General features: G+C 67.9%; 15 protein-coding genes and 1 tRNA gene. 6 read left to right on the forward strand and 10 right to left on the reverse strand.

Features of this window, described 5'->3' with window-relative positions; genetic code table 11:
- Nucleotides 1-134 precede the first annotated feature (134 nt).
- Genes I6B53_RS09910 through I6B53_RS09920 form a run of 3 tightly spaced genes read left to right on the forward strand, consistent with a single transcriptional unit; the run spans nt 135 to nt 2,476 of the window.
- Nucleotides 135-764 (forward strand): DUF47 domain-containing protein, encoded by a 630-nt coding sequence (locus I6B53_RS09910; protein ID WP_216764061.1) that lies wholly within the window; start codon nt 135-137, stop codon nt 762-764.
- A 5-nt stretch (nt 765-769) separates the two neighbouring features.
- Entirely contained in the window at nt 770-1,831 is a 1,062-nt protein-coding gene (locus I6B53_RS09915) for an inorganic phosphate transporter (RefSeq protein ID WP_216764062.1), read from the forward strand.
- A gap of 21 nt (nt 1,832-1,852) precedes the next feature.
- Nucleotides 1,853-2,476: a septum formation family protein gene (locus tag I6B53_RS09920; RefSeq protein ID WP_216764063.1), complete on the forward strand. Its 624-nt coding sequence runs from the start codon at nt 1,853-1,855 to the stop codon at nt 2,474-2,476.
- A gap of 86 nt (nt 2,477-2,562) precedes the next feature.
- On the opposite strand, the gene I6B53_RS09925 is transcribed toward I6B53_RS09920, so the two are convergent.
- The 3 genes from I6B53_RS09925 to I6B53_RS09935 form a co-directional block, all read right to left on the reverse strand.
- Nucleotides 2,563-3,639: an NUDIX hydrolase gene (locus I6B53_RS09925; RefSeq protein WP_216764064.1), complete on the reverse strand. Its 1,077-nt coding sequence runs from the start codon at nt 3,637-3,639 to the stop codon at nt 2,563-2,565.
- A gap of 179 nt (nt 3,640-3,818) precedes the next feature.
- Nucleotides 3,819-6,239 carry an RNA degradosome polyphosphate kinase gene (locus tag I6B53_RS09930; RefSeq protein ID WP_253953865.1) on the reverse strand — a complete coding sequence of 807 codons (2,421 nt, stop codon included), beginning with the start codon at nt 6,237-6,239 and terminating at the stop codon, nt 3,819-3,821.
- Nucleotides 6,240-6,342: 103 nt separating this feature from the next.
- On the reverse strand, nt 6,343-6,978 hold the full coding sequence (locus I6B53_RS09935) for a hypothetical protein (protein ID WP_216764065.1): 636 nt from the start codon (nt 6,976-6,978) through the stop codon (nt 6,343-6,345).
- Between the two features lie 78 nt (nt 6,979-7,056).
- Between I6B53_RS09935 and I6B53_RS09940 the strand changes: the two genes are divergently transcribed.
- From I6B53_RS09940 to I6B53_RS09950, 3 genes are all read left to right on the forward strand, one after another.
- Nucleotides 7,057-7,128, forward strand: a tRNA-Lys gene (locus tag I6B53_RS09940).
- A 205-nt stretch (nt 7,129-7,333) separates the two neighbouring features.
- Nucleotides 7,334-8,599, forward strand: a complete 1,266-nt coding sequence (locus tag I6B53_RS09945) for a multidrug effflux MFS transporter (RefSeq protein WP_216764066.1) — start codon at nt 7,334-7,336, stop codon at nt 8,597-8,599.
- A 1,322-nt stretch (nt 8,600-9,921) separates the two neighbouring features.
- Nucleotides 9,922-11,295 (forward strand): L,D-transpeptidase family protein, encoded by a 1,374-nt coding sequence (locus I6B53_RS09950; protein ID WP_216764067.1) that lies wholly within the window; start codon nt 9,922-9,924, stop codon nt 11,293-11,295.
- 72 nt (nt 11,296-11,367) lie between these two features.
- On the opposite strand, the gene I6B53_RS09955 is transcribed toward I6B53_RS09950, so the two are convergent.
- From I6B53_RS09955 to I6B53_RS09985, 7 genes are all read right to left on the reverse strand, one after another.
- Entirely contained in the window at nt 11,368-12,993 is a 1,626-nt protein-coding gene (locus I6B53_RS09955; RefSeq protein WP_216764068.1) for an ABC transporter ATP-binding protein, read from the reverse strand.
- A complete protein-coding gene (locus I6B53_RS09960; protein ID WP_216764069.1) occupies nt 12,990-13,700 on the reverse strand; it encodes an energy-coupling factor transporter transmembrane component T in 711 nt (236 codons plus the stop codon). Before I6B53_RS09960 ends, I6B53_RS09955 begins: the two co-directional genes overlap by 4 nt.
- A complete protein-coding gene (locus I6B53_RS09965) occupies nt 13,697-14,341 on the reverse strand; it encodes an MptD family putative ECF transporter S component (RefSeq protein ID WP_216764070.1) in 645 nt (214 codons plus the stop codon). Before I6B53_RS09965 ends, I6B53_RS09960 begins: the two co-directional genes overlap by 4 nt.
- Before the next feature lie 111 nt (nt 14,342-14,452).
- Nucleotides 14,453-15,319, reverse strand: coding sequence for a DMT family transporter (locus tag I6B53_RS09970; RefSeq protein ID WP_216764071.1), 867 nt, complete (start codon nt 15,317-15,319; stop codon nt 14,453-14,455).
- 172 nt (nt 15,320-15,491) lie between these two features.
- The gene (locus I6B53_RS09975; RefSeq protein WP_253953866.1) at nt 15,492-17,081 is read right to left on the reverse strand and encodes an ABC transporter ATP-binding protein; all 1,590 of its coding nucleotides are present in this window, start codon (nt 17,079-17,081) and stop codon (nt 15,492-15,494) included.
- Nucleotides 17,066-17,854 (reverse strand): energy-coupling factor transporter transmembrane component T, encoded by a 789-nt coding sequence (locus I6B53_RS09980; RefSeq protein ID WP_216764073.1) that lies wholly within the window; start codon nt 17,852-17,854, stop codon nt 17,066-17,068. The genes I6B53_RS09975 and I6B53_RS09980 overlap by 16 nt, the downstream gene beginning before the upstream one ends.
- The gene (locus tag I6B53_RS09985) at nt 17,851-18,453 is read right to left on the reverse strand and encodes an MptD family putative ECF transporter S component (RefSeq protein ID WP_216764074.1); all 603 of its coding nucleotides are present in this window, start codon (nt 18,451-18,453) and stop codon (nt 17,851-17,853) included. The genes I6B53_RS09980 and I6B53_RS09985 overlap by 4 nt, the downstream gene beginning before the upstream one ends.
- Nucleotides 18,454-18,535 lie beyond the last annotated feature (82 nt).

An 18,535-nucleotide genomic window follows, 5' to 3' on the forward strand; every position in this document is an offset into this window, starting at 1 on the left:
CCCGCACCGGCCTTGGCACCCCGCCCACGGCGCCGCCCGACAAGACGGGACCATGGGGAGTGTGAGGACTTCGCGAATTGCCCTAACCTGTACCTGTTTGCACACTCCTCGACACACTCACCTGGAGGTCCATCGTGCGCATTCGCAAGTCCGGAGAATCCTCTTTCTTCGACATGTTCACCGATCAGGCCCAGCATCTCGTCACCGGCGTCGGCCTGCTGGCGTCGATCCTCGAAGCAGCACCGGACCAGCGTGGAGACCTGCGCAAGCAACTCCACGAGGTCGAGAACCAGGGCGACGAGATCAACCACGCGATCACCCAGCGCATCAACCAGTCCTTCGTCACCCCCTTCGACCGTTCCGACCTGGGCCTGCTGGCCTCCGAGTTGGACGACTGCATGGATCTCATCGACGAAGCCGGGGACTTCATCGTCCTGTACGACATCGGCCAGATTCCGGAGGATGTCGCCACCCTTCTCACCGAACAGGTCGACGTCCTGACCCGCTGCGCCGAACAGACGGCGCGCGCAATGCCCGGACTGAAGGACCCCGCCGGCCTGCGTGACTACTGGGTCGAGATCAACCGCCTCGAGAACGAGGGCGACCGGGCCTTCCGTCACACGCTGACCACTCTGTTCAACTCCGGCATGGACCCGATCACGATCATCAAGCTCAAGGACGTCATCGAGGTGCTGGAGCGCTGCGCCGACGCCTTCGAGAACTTGGCGAACACCGTCGAGACCATCGCGGTCAAGGAGTCCTGAGGACGGTGGACCTCAATCTCGTCCTCGTCGTCCTGGTCATCGTCATCGCACTGGGATTCGACTACACGAACGGCTTCCACGACGCGGCGAACGCCATCGCGACCTCCGTGTCCACACGCGCACTGACCCCGCGCGTCGCACTGCTGATGGCCGCCGTCATGAACATCATCGGCGCCCTTTTGGGCACCGAGGTCGCCAAGACCATCGGCAAGGGGATCATCGACATCTCCCACTTCACCGCCTCAGCCGACTTGGCCATGCAACGCGAGGGGTTGGTCATCGTCCTTGCGGCATTGGTCGGAGCCGTCACGTGGAACCTCATCACATGGTGGTTCGGACTGCCATCCTCGTCCTCGCACGCCCTAATCGGCGGCCTGGTCGGTGCGGGCCTGGCGTCGGGCACCACCGTCCTGTGGGGAGGCATCGGCGCCCAGGTCATCGTCCCGATGTTCCTGTCCCCGCTGATCGGCTTCGTCGTCAGCTACCTTCTGATGAAGGTGCTGCTGGCCGCCTTCGCGCGCTTCGCCTACCACAGGACCATGCGACGCTTCCGCATCGCGCAGACGATCTCGGCGGCCGCCATGGCCTTGGGGCACGGTCTGCAGGACGCCCAGAAGACCATGGGTGTCATCGTCATGGCGCTGGTCGCAGGCGGCTACGGTGCACACCATGACATCTTCGACCCGGTGACCAACGAGATGACGGTTCCCCTGTGGGTCAAACTGGCTGCCGCCGGCGCGATCTCCCTGGGCACCTACTCCGGCGGATGGCGCATCATGCGGACCCTCGGCCGCAAGATGATCGACCTTGACCCGGCGCGCGGCTTCGTTGCCGAAACCGTGTCGGCCTGCGTCCTTTACCTGTCGGCCTTCGCCTTCCACGCGCCCATCTCGACGACCCACACGATCACCTCCGCGATCCTCGGTGTGGGGGCGACCCGTCGCCTGTCGGCGGTGCGCTGGGGCGTGGCAGGCAACATCGTCATCGCCTGGTTCCTCACGCTTCCCGCAGCGGCCGCGGTTGCGGCGATCATCTTCGTCATCATCCACGCCCTCGTCGCCGTCTGATCGAAGGCGGTCGGACAGACAGTGGAGGAATCAATGCGGTGCGGCGCCCTCGTCGGTGACGAGGGCGCCCGCGCAGGCCGGGCTCTCCTGCCCCGTCGGCGCCCCGGGCCCGTCATGGGCGTGGTCGCCGCCTGCTGTCTGGCCCTGCCCCTGGTGCTGAGCGGCTGCGGCATCACGCCGGCCCTGGCCCTCAAGGTCGGCGACTGTTTCTCGCAGCCGGAGAATGCGGCTGCCCTGACCCTGGAGGGCAGAAGCTGCGAAGCGGCGCACGACGGCGAAGTCTTCGCGGTCATCGAATTGGACCAGCCGGCCCCTGCCGATCTCGCGCCTTCCGGGCCGGTCGGCACCGACCCCGCCGACTCCCCCGCCTCCCAGTCGCGGGTGGACGGCGCCCAGAGCGTTCCACTGATTCCCGACGGAGCCGCCCACCCCGGAGGCGCAGTGCTGGACACCCTGGCCACCCGCCTGTGCGACGCCGCATTCGAGCCCTACGTGGGCACGGCGCCGGAGGACTCGACGATGGACGTCGCCTGGTTCAAGCCGAGCAAGAACTCCTGGCTCCGCGGGGACAGGAGCATCACGTGCTTCGTGCATTCCGCGGACGGGTCACAACTGGTGGGATCGGTTCGCGGCTCCGCCCAGTGACGAGATCATGGCGCTGTGCGGTCCCGAAGTCGGGCGCAGGGGCCTCCGGGCCCCGTCGCCACCGCCGGCCCATTTCCGCGTGAGCCTCAAGACTGGCCCAGCACGTCCTTGGTTCTCGTCCCGTGACGTTCCACCCACCCGACCTCGACCTCGTCCCTTCCATTGCCGTGGACCACGTGCACCAGCAGCATCTCCGCAGTGCACAGCCACGGGGAGGCGTCCGGGTAGGCCAAACGCAGGGGCGAGGGCGTGCGAGCGAGCAGCGGCGCCATCAGCGACGGAATCCCGGGGCGGTGGACGCACAGGGCGATCGGCTCCGCCCCGGCGAGCAGCAGCGAGTGGACCAGGGCCACCGCGGGCGCGGTGTCGGCGACCATCGCGTCCTCTGTGAGTTCCGGGGCCACGTCCACGCGCGCACCGGAGAGCTGTTGCCACGGGCCGAGGGTGCGCGTGCAGCGAAGCCACGGCGAGCAGACGGCCCGTTCGATCCCGAATGCGGACAGGAGGTCGACCAGGTCGAGCGCCTGCCTGGAGCCCAGGCGCGTGAGCGGGCGGGTGTCTTCGTCACCCGTCCACGCCGCGCGGGAGACGGCCTTCGCGTGGCGGACCACGGCCAGCGTGGAGGTGACCAGGCGCCCCTGTGCGGCGCGGGTGGTCAGTTCCGAAAGCAACCTGCGGTCACCGCGGCGGGTGAGCAGGGAGTCCGCTCGGCGGGTGCCCACCCAGCGGGTCTGGTCGATCTCGCGTGCGGAGGCCGTGGTCACGGGGCGGCGGGTACGCAAGGCGATGGCGCCCGGGCCGTCCTCGCCCTCCAGGCAGGCCGGTAGGACCGTCCCCACCCAGTAGTGGACTTCCTTGGTCTGGCCCGATCCCAACCGATAGCGCTGTGTGGTCAGCGGCGACCCGAGGCGCACGGCCACGCCGGTCTCTTCTTCGACCTCGCGCACGGCGGCCTGGACCAGGGGCTCGTTGGCTTCGGCCTTGCCCTTGGGCCACGACCAGTCGTGGTACTGGGGTCGGTGGACCAGCAGGACCTCGATGTCGGCGGGGTCGATCCGCTCACCCACCGATGCCTGTCGCGTCTGGTCGCGAAATCGCCAGACGAGGGCGCCCGCAGCGCGGACGAGGCGCGAGGGGATCGGAGCGGGACGGGTTCGAGGCACGTCCCAAGGTTACCGGGAGCATCAGACCCCGCGCACCGCCCTCGTCGCCACCGGGCTTCGTCGCCGCCCTGGCCTGGGCCCCTTCCTACAGACTCGTCCAAAACGCACTGAAGGACGAATCTCGCGGAACGACCGACGAATTTCGCGGGAAAGGGAGGGGCGGGGAGGGCGGCTGGAGGTCAGCGGCCGATGACCCGGGAGGAGGCCTCCGCCATGAGGTCGGTCTGGATGTCATCCAAAGGCGTCCCGTCCTTGGCCACCGAGTTGCGGCGCCACTGGCCGTTCTTGCGCAGCGCCCACGAGGCCGTCCTCGACGAAACCCCACGACGCACCAGATCGGCCAGGAACGCCACCTGCTGCGGATCGGCGATACGCACCAAGGCCTCGACCCGACGGTCCAAATTGCGGTGCATGAGGTCAGCCGACCCGATCCACACCTCCTCCTCGCCGACAGGGCCGAAAGCGTAGATCCGCGAATGCTCCAAGTAGCGCCCCAGGATCGACCGCACCCGCACATTCTCCGACAGGCCGGGCACTCCCCCACGGATCGCGCAGATCCCGCGCACCAAGACGTCGACCTTCACCCCGGCCTGGGAGGCCCGGTAGATCGCATCGATCACCCTCTCGTCCACGACGGAGTTGACCTTGATCCCGACCCACGCCTCCAGACCCGCCTTCTTGCGCGCAATCTGGCCCTCGATCCTCTCGATCAAGCCGTCACGGATCGACAGGGGAGCCACCAGCAGACGGTGGAAGGTCGACCGCGGCGCATACCCCGAAAGCTGGTTGAACAATCGGGTGAGGTCCTGGGCCACATCACGGTCGCAGGTGAGCAACCCCAAGTCCTCGTAGCCGCGCGCCGTCTTCGGGTGGTAGTTTCCCGTACCCACGTGGCAGTAGCGGCGCAGGCCATCGGCCTCCTGGCGCACCACCAAGGACAACTTGCAATGCGTCTTCAGACCCACCATGCCGTAGACCACGTGCACGCCGGCCCTTTCCAACTTCCGAGCCCACTCAATGTTGGCCTCCTCGTCGAAACGCGCCTTGATCTCGACGATCGCCACCACCTGTTTGCCGGAGCGTGCCGCCTCGATCAGCGCCGACACGATCGGCGAGTCGCCGGAGGTGCGGTACAGGGTCTGCTTCATCGCCAGCACATTCGGGTCGCGAGCCGCCTGGGAGATGAACGCCTGGACCGAGGTCGCAAAGGAGTCGTAGGGGTGGTGCAGCAGCACGTCGTGCTGGCGGATCTGGGCGAAGATGTCCCCCGCCCTGGCCGATTCGAACTCGGCCAGACCCGCCGCAGTCACCGGAACGTACGCCGGGTACTTCAGGTGCGCGATGTCCAGGTCGTGCAGGACGTTGTTGAGCGTGAGATCCAGCGGCGCAGGAAGGACGAACACGTCGTCCCGGGTGATCTCCAGCTTCTCCAGCAGGAAGTCCAGGACGAAGGAGGAAACCGTGTCCTCGACCTCCATGCGCACCACCGGACCGAACTTGCGACGCAGCAGCTCTTCCTCCATGGCGGTCAGGAGGTTCTCGGCGTCGTCCTCTTCGACCTCCAGGTCCTCGTTGCGGGTGACGCGGAAGGCGTGCGCCTGGACGATTTCGACACCCGGGAAGAGGTGCTCCAGGTGCGCGCGGACCACCTCCTCCAAGGTGACGAAGGTGGCGCCACCCTTGCGAGCCACGTAGTCCTCCGCATTTCCGCCGGTGGCGACCACGTCCACGTTGATGAGGCGGGGCAGCGACTGCGGCACCTTGACGCGCGCGAAGTGGAGCTTGCCGGACAGCGGATTGCGCACCACCACCGCCAGGTTCAACGAGAGCCCGGAGATGTAGGGGAAGGGGTGCGAGGGGTCGACCGCCAAAGGGGTCAGCACCGGGAAGATCTGCCTGCGGAAGTACCGGGTGAGAACGCTGTGCTGGTCCTCGGACAGTTCCGACCAGGCGCGCAGGTGGATGCCTTCGGCTGCCAAGGCGGGCAGAACGAAGGACTGGAAGGCTTGAGCCTGACGCGCGGTGAGTTCACGTGTGCGCGCCTGGATGCCGTCCAGGACCTGGCGCGGCTCCAACCCGGAAGCTCCGGGCTTGGCGATTCCGGCGGCGATGCGCCGCTTGAGCCCGGCCACGCGCACCATGAAGAACTCGTCGAGGTTCGAACTGAAGATCGCCGAGAACCACGCGCGCTCCAACAGCGGCAGGGTCTCGTCCTCGGACTGTTCCAACACCCTCTGGTTGAAAGCCATCCACGAGATCTCGCGATCCGCGAAGCGCCCGGCCGGCAGCGGCTCGTCCTCGCCCAGAGGCACCGAGGTGTCGACCTGCAGATTCAGGGCCGGCAGGATGCGTTCGCGAGGGGCGGCGTCATCCTCGTACTCGGCGTCCTCATGTTCGACGCCCACCAGCTTCTCGTCGTCGGCGCGCACGAAGAGTTCGTCGGCGCGGGCGGGTTGGACGGAGGCGGTGACGCGCTCGCCCTCGGCCGAGCCCTCGGACCCGACCGTTTCACCGGCGTTCAGGGCAAAGGCGTTCTCCTCCGGCTCCGCGCCGGGTCCGGGCCAGGATTCGTCGGGGGCGTGGAAGACGGGCTCGGACATGGGCTCCCTTTCTGGTCGTGCCCTGCGGGTTGCGTGGGGCGGGCGCTCCACTGGGGACGAGGGCGGGGCCGGCGGCGTCACACGCTTGGGCCCGGCCCGCGTTTCAGTCGAGTGTGCCCGATGCGGCCAGCACAGCCGCCCGGTCCAGCTCTTCGGCGGTGCGCAGCAGAGCCTTGGCCCTGGTGGTCACCGGGTGCGCCAATGGGTCGGCGGGGTCAAGGATCCACGCCGCCCCATGGGTTTCACCTGCGGCCAGCACGCGCATGATCCGCGCGGCAGAGGCGATGACGCGCTCCAGGTCGTCCTCGGTGCGCTCACCTCGCAGCAGGGCGTCGACCTCGCCGATGACGAGGGCCGGAGGATCGCAGGTGAGCGGCCCCTCCTGCCCGGAGCCTTGCAGGGCGGCCACGCCTTCGGCGAATCGCCGGTCGACGAGGGCGGTGTCCCGGCGGTGCCATTCGGACAGCAGCCACAGGCGCCACAGGGCGCCGGGGAGTGTGAACTCGGGGCTGCGCGACCACATGTACGAGACGACGTCCACGCCCTCGTCGGTGATGGTGGCACGCAGGCGGGTGACGGCTTCGGGACCGAATTCCTCGTCGCCCACGCCGAGCAGTGCCCACGCGGAGGTGTGCGCCAGGGCAGCGCCTTCTGCCGGGTCGACATCGCCCACGATGGCGTCGGCCGCATCGGGCGAAAGCATCGCCGGCCTGCGGGGGTGGCTCCTGTGGTCGGCCATGGTGTCTGCCTTCCGCCAAGTCTCCTACAATGGTCCATGGCCCTTCGGGGCCGGTGCAGGAAACCCTGCACATGAGAAGGGCCTATAGCTCAATGGTAGAGCAGCGGACTTTTAATCCGTGGGTTCTGGGTTCGAGTCCCAGTGGGCCTACCGTCGGCCCGCGCTCACCCATGGCGCAACCCACCGCGCGTTGGATTTCACTGTGTTTGAGTGTGCGCCCGGCCCTCGACCCGGCGTAGCCTCGTCACAGACCATCCGCGCGCCCGGGCCCCGCCCTCGCCCCTTGGACGAGCCATTCCTGGAAGCGACGCGGTTCGCGATCCCCGCCCCAGACGCGGGCACGCCCGAGGACTTGATGACTCACTCACCTGAACACGATGCGCCCGCCGACTCCCAGGTCGGTTCCCGGACCGCCCGCGGCGTCACAGCAACCTTCTTGGCCGCCCTGGCGCTGCAAAACGCCATCGGACCCTTCGCCACCGACATGTACACCCCTGCATTTCCGCAGGTCACACAGGATCTGGCGACCACGTCGGCGCTCATTGGGCTGACCATCACCACCTTCTTCATCGGCTTCGGCTCCGGGCAGGTCATTGGCGGCGGAGTGTCCGACCAGGTCGGCAGGCGCTGGCCGATCCTGGCCGGCGGCACGGTGGCCGTACTCGGCTCGCTGGTGTGTGCGATCGCGCCGAACATCTGGGTGCTGCTCGCCGGCCGGTTCCTCCAGGGCTTCGGCGGCGGTGCGGCTGCAGCCGTCGGCAGGGCGATCCTCACCGACGTGGCGCGCGGCAACACGCTTGCGCGGACGATGTCACTGCTGCAGGCGATCGGTGGCTTGGCGCCCATGCTCGCGCCGGTCCTCGGCGCCCTCATCATCGAACACTTCCCGTGGAGGGTGGTCTTTTGGACCCTGGCGGGCGGAAGTGCCCTCATGGTGGTTTCGGCGTGGATGTGGACCTGGGAGTCCCTGCCTGCCGAGCAGCGTGGTCAGCGCGGCGGCTTGGTCGAGTTCGTCTCCGGTCTGGGGCACGTGCTGCGCGAACGCACCTTCGTGTCCTTGATGTTCACCAGCGCTTTCAGCTTCTTCTGCCTGTTCGCATACATCTCGAACTCGAGCTACGTGTTTCAGGAGACGCTGGGACTGAGCGCCCGAGCCTACTCGTTCATCTTCGCAGGAAATGCTCTGCTCTCGACGCTGGGAGCGCTGGTGAACATCCGCCTGGTGGGGCGTTTCCAGCCGCGCACGCTCATCCTGGCGGGTTTGACGGTGTCCATGGCTGCGGTGGTTCTGCTTGTGGTGTCCGTGTTCGCGCTGGGTACACCTTTGATCGCCGTGGCGGTCGGTTTTGCGTTGCTCATGGCCGCACAGTCCTTCGTCTTCGGCAATGCTGCGGCGCTTGCCCTGGGCTCGGTGCGCGAGTGGGCCGGGACGGCGTCCGCGATCCAGGGGCTGGTGCAGGCCCTGGCAGCTGCTGTCTCGTCACCGTTGGCAACAGCGGGTGGAGCGGATCCTGCGCCGATGACGTGGGTGATGGTGGCGGGGATCTGCTTGGCCTGCGTGGCCTTCGCCTTCCTGCCACGCCAGAGCAGTCCGAGCGGGTCGCGCCTCCCCACCGACTGAACCCCGCCCTCCCCGCGAGATTCGTCCGTCCCTTCGTGAGATTCGTCCGTCCTTCCGCCTTCGAGGGCGAGGGCGGGGCCGCGAGTGCGTGAAGAACACCCCCACTGTCACCCTCGACGAGCATTTCGCCCCGAAACCCCCAATTTCCGCGCCGAGTGTGACATCGGGGGACAAAAGACGGCAAGAGGTGGCCAAAGACCAAGTGGCGATGGCCCCACGGCGGACGAGCCGGCGCAGCCCACAAGCACAGGGCCCGCGGAGAAGGCCAGTCCTTGACCAAGACCCCCACCAGCAGGCTTGAGCCCGTTCCCACCGACGCTGCAGCCCCCTGGTGACATTGCAACTCCCCTGCTGATGCTGCGACTCCCCTACCGACGCTGCACCGTCGGCAGCAGGGTCACAACGTCGGCACCAATACAGCACCGACGGCTTGGTCACACCCCGAACAAGGGTCTTCGACGACCAGATCATCGCCCACGCCAACACCCCACGAAGAGCATTCGACGAAGAACTCACCAGGCGCGCCCCCCTGCCACACGCCACACCTCGCGACAGGCACACCACCGCGCCTCCACCGCCGAGCCGAACAGAGGCATCTCGACCACAGGCCGCCGAAGACCGAATCTCACGGTGGGATGGACGAATCTCACGAAGGGACGGACGAATCTCACGAAGGGACGGACGAATCTCGCGGAGAGGTTGGGAGAGGTGGAACCAGGGGTGCGCGTGGATCTGCACAAACCCAGGAGATGTTACTAATGAGACTACTGTCGATTGGTGGTCGACAAACCCAAGAAGTTAGACTCTACGGACTATTTCAGAAACCACCGTGATCGACGCGCCACCTTCGAAAGAGGTCCCACGTGTTACCACCCCAGCACCTGAATCCCGGACATGGCAGGTCCGGGGCAAAGGGGCGTGCGGGTCACACGGAGGGCCCCACCAACGCATCCTCCTCACGGTCGACACCGACACGGGCTGAGGGAAACGCCCCCACCTCCACGCCCGTTCCAACACCTGTTTCATCTGCGGCACCAACATCGAGCCCCCGCCGGATCGCCAAGCCCGTACGCGCGCCCTCCTCCCTTTCCGCACGTGACGCCACACCGTCGCCAGCACCCGCGCCCGCTGACACTTCCGCTCAATCCCCCACGGCGGCACCTCACCAGGGCTCCGACACAGCCCTGCCCCGTGCCCAGCGCGCCGCTCGACCTCATGACGAGGAACACCCCTCGCACACCGCCAGTGCGGCGCACCTAGCTCCTTCCCACAGCCGCCGCGCTGGGCTCGCCGCGGCCGTCCTCGTCACATCGCTGGCCGCAATGGTGGGAGTCGGCCTGCTGCAAGTCGGAGACGCCCACGCGCGCGCAATGCCCGGAGTCCATGTGGCCGACGTCGACGTCACGGGCCTGACCGAGGAAGAGATCGTGCGCACCCTGGACGCCCGCTTCGCCGGTCGCTCAGTGGACGTCGAGGTGGACGGACACTCCGTCGAAGTCTCCCTGACGGATCTCGGAGTCGTCGTGGACACACGAGCAACTGCCCGCGCCGCACTGTCGACCTCGACCCCCTTGTGGAACGCAGTCATGGCGGACTCTGCCGCTCCAGTGACGGTTCCCCTGGTGACAAGCGTTGACGCTCGCGTCGCCGAGGCCCCCTCCGTCATCGACAAGGCGGTGACCACGGCGCCCACCGATGCCGAGGTGCGCCGTTCCGCGTCCTCGGGCGACTTCGAGGCGAGCCCGGGAAGTCCGGGACAACGCGTGGACCCGATCGAATTGGCCGAGCAGGTGCAAAGCGCCCTGTCGGCCTCACCCGCGCAGGAGCCTTTGCGCGTGAGCGCCACCCCGCGCCCCACACCGCCGGCCGTGACCACCGCTGAGGCGCGCGCCGCCGCCACCGCTGCCAACACCCGCCTGGCCCAGGAGGTGACGCTGGCCGCCGATGGCCGCAAGTGGACGGCTGAGGCCCATGTGAAGGCCACATGGTTGAAGGTCGTCACCATCGACAGTCAGCCCACACTGAGCGTCGACCGCGCGCAGGTGCGCACCTGGGTCGACCAGGTGGCCGACCGTTTCGCCCTGCCTCCGGTTTCGGAGGTGGTCAATGTCGACGAGGCCGGCAAGGTCTTGGAGAAGTTCCGGCCCGCACGCCCCGGCAAGACCATCGGCCAGCGCGATGCCCTGGTGTCGGCGATCGAGACGGCCTTGTTGCAGGGCACTCCGCTGGCCGCTGAGATGTTCGTCGAAGAGGTGCCCGCTGCCACCGAGAACCGTGTCGTGTCGGCGGGTCCGGAGCGTTTCGCCCACGCGGCCCGCCCGGACGAGAAGTGGATCGACGTCAACCTGGCAGAGCGCACGATGACCGCCTACGTCGGCACCTCGCAGGTGCACGGCCCGGTCGCGATGAATGACGGCGGACAGGGCCACCCGACGGTCGAGGGCACTTTCAAGATCTACCACAAGATGCGGGTCCAGGACTTGGGCTGCAGTTCCGGCTACGACTGGTGCGTGCCGCAGGTGCCGTGGATCTCGTACTTCGAGGGCGACTTCGCCATCCACGCCGCCCCGTGGGCGCACACCTTCGGTCTGGGCAGCGGCCTGGAGTCCCACGGGTGCGTGAACGTGCCGGTGGAGGACGCCAAGTGGATCTTCGAATGGGCGCCGGAGGGCACCGTCGTCGTCTCGCACCGGTGAGGGTGTGGGCTTCCTTCCGGCGAGGGCGGAGCCGCTGACTGACGAGGACGAGGGAGCGCTGCCCGAGCCGTCTCACACGAACGGCATCATGTCCACCCAGCACGCCTGTGGGCCGCCGGCTTCATGGTCCTGGAGGCGCCTCAGGTGCACGATCCCATCGGCACACCGCCTCACCAGTTCCGGGTCGTGAGTGATGACCAGGACGACGGCACCACGCGCGGCCAGACGTCGCAGGCGGTCGGCGACAGCTGCCAGGTGTGCGGCGTCGACTCCTGAGGTCGGTTCGTCCCACACGTGGATGTGCGCCCTGCGGGCCAGCGCCGAGGCGACACAGAGGCGCTGCTTCTGCCCACCCGAGAGTGCCTGCGGGTGCCGATGGGCCACCTCGGCCAGGTCGAGGTCACGCAGCAGCAAGTCGACGTCCACGTCGTCGGCCGCCCCAAGGGCCACTTCAGCGCGCACGGAGTCGGCGAAGAGCTGCCGGTTGACATCCTGCATGACGAGGGCGGAGCGGGCGCGTCGGGCGCGCGCCCGCAGGCGACGTCCGTCGATCGACACTTTTCCGCGGCGGGCTTCGGCCAGGCCGGTGAGGACTCGCGCCAACGTGGACTTTCCGGCGCCGTTGACGCCGACAAGGGCCGTCACTGCTCCGGCTGGCAGCCGCAGGTGGTCGATGTCGAGCACCGGCCGCCCGGGGTGGCCGTGGCGCAGGCCTTCGACAACCAGGTCGCCGCACCGTGGGCGCGCATCACCTTGTCGCGGCACCGCGAGCGCAGGTGCCAGTGGGTCCGACAGTGAGCGCAATCCGAGTGCCCGGCGGTCGGCCCGGCCCATGGCGAAGAAGGCCTCGCCCGTCCATTCGTGTGTGATCCTGCCTCCTGCCACGCGGAGCACCCGGTCGGCCAGGCCGCGCAGGAAGTGCAGGCGGTGTTCGGCGACGACGATGGTCGCCCCCTGATGTTTGAGCCGGCAGATCGCGGCACTGACGTGTGACAGGGCTGCGGGTGACAGGTTGGAGGTCGGCTCGTCCAACAGGACCACTGGCGTGCCCGCGACCAGGGCCTGGGCGCAGGCGACCTTCTGCAGTTCTCCGCCGGAAAGATCCGCCAGTGGGCGTTCGAGCAGGTCGGAGACTCCCATCTGAGAGGCGGCGTCTGCGACTTTGGCCAGGAGGCCACGGGGTTCTTCGCCCAGGTTCTCGCCTCGGAAGCAGAGTTCGTCGTGCACGTGGGTGGTGAAGAACTGGGTTCGCGGGTTCTGGAAGACGGTGGTGCTGACCCGGGCGGCCGCCGCCAGGCCTCCTGCAGTCATGTCCTGTGCGGCGACATGGACGCTGCCGTGCAGGTCTCCGCGGTGGAAGTGCGGGGCCAGCCCGTTGAGCAGGCGCAGCAGGGTGGTCTTTCCTCCTCCGCTGGGGCCGCACAGCAGGGTGAGGGTTCCGGGGGCCAGGACGAGGTCGATGTCGCTGACTCCGGGCTCACCGGCGGTGTGTGGGTGGCCGGTGGGCCCGTCGACCGGGCTCGATCCGTCGGCCGTGCCCGCCTTTCCTGCCCCCGTCCCGGCCTCCGGTCGTGGCGTTGCCCATGCGGCAAGGTGCGTGGCGCCCGTCGAGTAGCGGAAGGACACCTGGTCCAGACGAACCGACTGCCCGCCCTCGTCTTGAGGCGTGGGTGCAGCGCCCGGATCATTCGGCGTCACGAAGGCACCTCCCACCCCGTCACTCGCAGCACCACCAGCCCCGCGCACAGCGCCGCCACCACCAGGTCGCCGACACCCAAGGCCAAAGGGGCCACGCTGGTGCGGGAGACGCCCTGGCCAAGGCCACGCAGCATTGCCGAGGCGGCCAGGTCGTCCGACATGCGAGTGGTGGAGGCCAGCATCGGCACCAGCACGTGTTCGGCCATGCGCACGGGGTGGGCCAGTACCGACAGGGGTGAGGAGGCGAGTCCGCGCAGGCGCATCGCATCCGCGATTGCGCGCAGCTCCCTGACCAGGACGGGGGCGAAACGCAGCATCACGGCAAAGGGGATGACCACGTGGCGCGGTGCGCGCATCCGCTCAAGTGCGGCGGCCAAGTGGCCGACCCTGGTGGTGGCCACGACCCAGTAGGCCAGTCCCGCACCCACGGAGAATCGGGTGAACCAGAATCCGAGAGCCGCACACAGGGTCGGGCCCCATCCCACCCACATGAGGGGTGCCGCCAGGTAGGCGCTCGCCCATGCGGCGCTCCACAGGCACCATGCGCCCAGGTGCGCCCATCGGATGGCACCCGTGGCGGCGCCGGCGGCCAGCAGGGTGGTCGTCACGGCTCCGGCCACCAGTGTGAGCAGGAAGCTGCCTTTTCCCATGACCAGCGCATTGACCAGCAGCAGGGCCAGCAGTTTCGTGCGCGGATCGACCCTCACAGCAGTCCGGCGCGCGCGAAGTGACGGTCGATGACCCGCATGGCCATCCATGCGGCGCCGATTCCGACCAGGCAGACGACGACTTGGAAGAGGATGAGGTTCGTGGGGGTGAAGACCTGTTCCATGAGCATCCGGTAGTCGTGGCCCTGGCGTTTTTCGATGCGTTCGAAGAATGCGGTGGAGCCCAGGACGACGGGCAGCAGGGGCGCGATGGTCCAGAATTGGAAGACGCCGTAGGCGACCCACACGTGGGGGCGTGAGGCGTGACGGCCGGCTCGCAAGATGAGGTCCGCGGCCAGGCCGCACAGTGCGGCGACCACCACGGTGGCCCAGAACTGGCCGAGCAGCACCATTGCTCCTCCGACGACGGTCCCCAGCAGTGTCATGGCGAACATGTGGGGTGTGCGCGCCATGAACAGGATGACAACGGTGGCGTTGACCAGGGTGCCCACGAGGATGCCCGCCAAGTGCAGGGGCGGTGAGATGAAGCCGATCAGGGCGGTCAGGAAGAGGATGACGAAGTAGATTGCGGCGAAGATTCCGACGTTGACCAGGGCGCGGGCGTTCAGGGCGCTCGCAGGGCGCTCGGCCTGCGGGCGTGTGGGGGTCGGCGTGGCGGGTGGGGTCGGGGAGGTGGACATCGGTGCTCCGGGGACGAGGGCGGGCGGCGGTGGGATGCCACCGACAACGTTCCGAGGATGGCGCATGAGGCGTGTCCGACACGCCGTTTCTTGACGATCATGACTCAGGTGTCATGAAACTTCGGGGTTCTGGCCGCCCTCGGACGGCTTGCGGGAAACGATCCACACGGCCACGGAGACCAGGGGCATGCCGACCAGGTCCCAAATGCTCGGCACCTGGCCCAGGACCACCGCCCCGGAGAGCGTGGAGGTGGCGGGAAGCAGAGCCGTGAGCAGGGCGAAGGTGGAAGCCGGTACGCGAGCCATCGCCACTGCCTCCAGGCTGTAGGGCACGACGGTGGACAACAGGGCCACCCCCACGACGGCCGCCAGGACCCACCAGGTGGAAAGAGCGGCCATTGCCCCCGGTCCCAGAGCCGGTGCGAAGACCAGGGCGCCGGCCGCGCAGCCCAGAGCCAGATTGGTCACGCCCGAGCGCTTGGAGGCGATCCTTTGCCCCAGGACGATGTAGGTGCCCCAGGCGGCAGCGGCGCCGAGGATCCACGCGAGTCCCGTGAGTTGTCCGGGGTCGCTCAGGTCGAAACTCAGACCGCCGATGCAGGTGACCCCTGCCAGCGCAAGCAGGGCGGCGATGCGTGGGGCCGGGCCTCGGCCGCGCACCATGGCCACCGTCACCGGGCCGAGGAACTCCACGGAGACCGCAGGCCCCATGGGTAGGCGGGCAATGGACTCGTAGAAGCAGACGTTCATGAGGACCAGGACCACTCCGAAGAGTGCCGAGTGGGCCAGGTCTTGGCGTGTGAGCCCGTCACGCCACGGGCGTCGCCACGCCAGCAGGACCAGGGCGCCGACGAACACACGCCACCAGGCGACCGATGCCGGGGCAACGAGGTCGAAGACGATGACGGCGACAGCCGAGCCGATGTACTGGACCAGTCCCGAGGTGACGACCAGCAGATGCGGCGGAATCCGCTGCACGAACCCTGTCGAAGCGCCCCCTTCGCCCACATTCGCCTCCCAGTTCCATCCCAAGGCGCGGCGAGGGTGGCTCGGGGATGCGGGTGAGAGTCACTGGACGCCGCTCGGGAGCCTCATTGTCGCGCACAGGAGGCGGGCGGTGGAAGCACCGACCGATCGACGGGTCGCCGGATCAGGTCACGCGGCGCAGCATCTCCACCTGGGACTCGCCGGCAGGCAGGCCTTCGATGGCGCGCAGGTGGATGACCCTGTCGGCGCATTCGGCCACCAGCTCCGGGTCGTGGGTGACCACCAGGACCACTGCCCCGCCTGCGGCAAGGTCCCTCAACTGGGCGTCGATGCGAAGCAGTTGGCGGTGATCGACTCCGGAGGTGGGTTCGTCGAAGACGTGGATCCGGGCTCCGCGTGCCACTGATGCGGCAACCGTGAGCCTTTGCTTCTGTCCTCCCGACAGGGACAGCGGATGGCGCTGGGCAAGGTCCAGCAATTCGAAGCGCGCCAGCAAGGCATCGACGTCGACCTGCGCCAGGCGCTGCTTCGACAGGCCCAAGGTGACTTCGCCTCGCACGGTGTCGGAGAACAGCTGGCGGTGCACGTCCTGCATGACCATGGCGCTGGCAGCCAGACGCCGCGAGGAAGAACTGGGGGTGCCGTCAAGCAGGATCTTCGAGCCTCGGGCGGGCCTTTCCAACCCGACCAGGATGCGACACAGCGTGGACTTGCCGACTCCGTTGTCACCTACCAGGGCGCTGACCGCGCCTGCCGGCAGGTCCAAGGCGTCGATGTCGAGCACCGGGTGGCGCCCGTAGGAAAAGCGCAACTCGCGGATGCGCACACCGTCCTCGTCATCGGGGGCGTCCTCGTCCTCGACGCGGACCCATGCGGAATCGCTCAGCGGATCCGCGGGCGGCACCAAGGTGCGCAGTCCGGCCCTCTGGCGAGCTTCGTCGCTCATCTCGCGGAACTCGTCGCCGCTCCACTGGCCGACGATCCGCCCGCCTTCGACCAGGTGGACGCTGTCGACCAGGTCGCGCAGGAAGTGCAGGCGGTGTTCGGCAATGACGATGGTGGCCCCGTGCTCCTTCATGCGGGCCAGGATCTGCGTGAACTCGCCGATTGCTGCGGGGGAGAGGTTCGAGGTGGGTTCATCCAGCAACAGCACCGGGGTGTCCGCGACCAGGGCCTGCGCGCACGCGACCTTTTGCAGCTCTCCGCCGGACAGGGCCGACAGGGGCCGCGCCCACAGGTGGGTGATGCCCACTTCGTCCAGGGCTCGCGCGCAGTCGGCGAGGATCCGGTCGGGATCCAGCCCGTAGTTCTCGCCGCGGAATGCCAGTTCGGAGTTGACCGTGGGGGTGAAGAACTGGGTGCGCGGGTTCTGGAAGACGGTGGAGGTGGTGCGTCCGGCCTGTGACAGGTCGGTGGCGGGCACGTCGACACCGCTGACGCTGACCTCACCGTCCAGGCGGCCTGCGTGAAAGTGCGGCACCAGCCCGTTGAGCAGGCGCAGCACGGTTGACTTGCCCGATCCGCTGGCCCCGCACAGCAGAGTGAGGGTGCCGGGAGTGATCTGCACGTCGATGTCCTGCAACGAGGGCGGGACCGCCGCCGCGGCTGCGGCCAAGGCGGCCTCGTCCGGCGGCGGCCCGTAGGGGGAGGCTCCTGCCGAGCCGTCGCGCCCGTAGGTGAAGGAGCGCACACGGATGCTCACATGTCCGGTCGGGTCCTGGGTGGCGGGCTCGGGCGTCAGTGAATCGTCCACGGGAACTCCCATCCACTCCAGGCCAACGCGACCAGGAGGAGGGCGAATGCGAGGACGAGCAGGTCCCACGGGCCAAAGCCGAGTTTGACCACCGACGTGCGCGGCCCTGAGCGGTCCAAGCCACGGATGAGGGCCGCTGCGGAGAGCTCGTCGGCCATGCGCGTGGTCATGGCCAGCAGTGGGACCAACACGTGCTCCGCGGTGGCCACGGGGTTGAGCAGCACCGAGCCGAGGGTCGGGAAAACTCCTCGCAGTCGCATGGCGTCGATGATGGCGCGCAATTCGCGGATGATCGACGGGATGAATCGCAGGACCACGGCGACGGGCAGGACGATGAGCCCGGGTACGCGCAGTGAGCGAAGGCCCGCCAGGAATTCGCCTGAAGTCGTCGAGGAGACCAGCCAGGTCGCCATGCCCAACGAGGTCGCGAATCGGGCGAACCACTGGGCGATGACGGCCACCCCCAGTCCGGCGGGTGTGGACCACACGTGTGGGACGAGGACGCAGCCGACCAGCATCGTGGTGACTGCCAGTGCGTAGGGAACCCAGTGCTTCGCGGCCAAGGCGTCCGCCAAGAGGATGACGGCGGTTGCCGCTGACAGGATGAGCACGCTCGTGGGGCCCAGTGACAGGACAAGGGCGTTGACCAGGACGACCAACAGGACGCGGCTGCGGGGATCTGCGTGGATCCTGATGGGCCTGCGGGCGTCTTCCCGGCGAAATGTCAGGGGGTTCGCGGTGGGTGCGGCGGTTTGGGCGGCAGTGGCGGTCACAGGATTCCTGCGCGGGTGAAGTGCTTGTCCAGGATGCGGGTGCCCACCCAGCCCGCAAGGATCGAGACCGTCATGTTGGCGACCATCACGACGACGACCATCACCGGCGAGAACAGCAATTGCATGTCGTGTGCGTAGGACTGGCCCATCGAGGAACCGATGTGCGCGAAGTAGTCGGCCGGGGCGAGGAAGATCGGCAGGAACGGCCCGATGACCCACCCTTGGAAGAGCGCGAAGCCGAAGATGTTCATCCAGCGATTGCGGTAGCCGCCCCATGCGATCAGGGCGTCGGCGACCAGTCCCAGCACGGGGGTGATCACCAAGGTTGCCCAGAAGTGTCCGGTCAGCACCATGAGCAGCCCGACGACGGTCCCCAGCAGGGTCATTGATCCGAAGGCGCGCGCCTTGACCATGAACAGCATGATGATCGTCCCGTTGACGAGGCTTCCCACCAGGAAGCCGACGATCTGCGCACCCGGTGCGATCAGGCCCAGCATCCCTGTGCCGAACATGACGACGAAGTAGAGGGCGGTGAAGACCCCGATGTTGATGAGGGTGCGGGCGTCGAAGCGGGCTTTCGCGGGAATGTCGGTACTCATGGTTGCTCCTGGGGTCACGAGGGCGAAATTTCGGGCAGCCTCACACGCCTTGGGACATCCCAAGGCCATTGTGTGAAGACTC

The organism is Schaalia sp. 19OD2882, from assembly GCF_018986735.1.
Lineage (GTDB): Bacteria > Actinomycetota > Actinomycetes > Actinomycetales > Actinomycetaceae > Pauljensenia.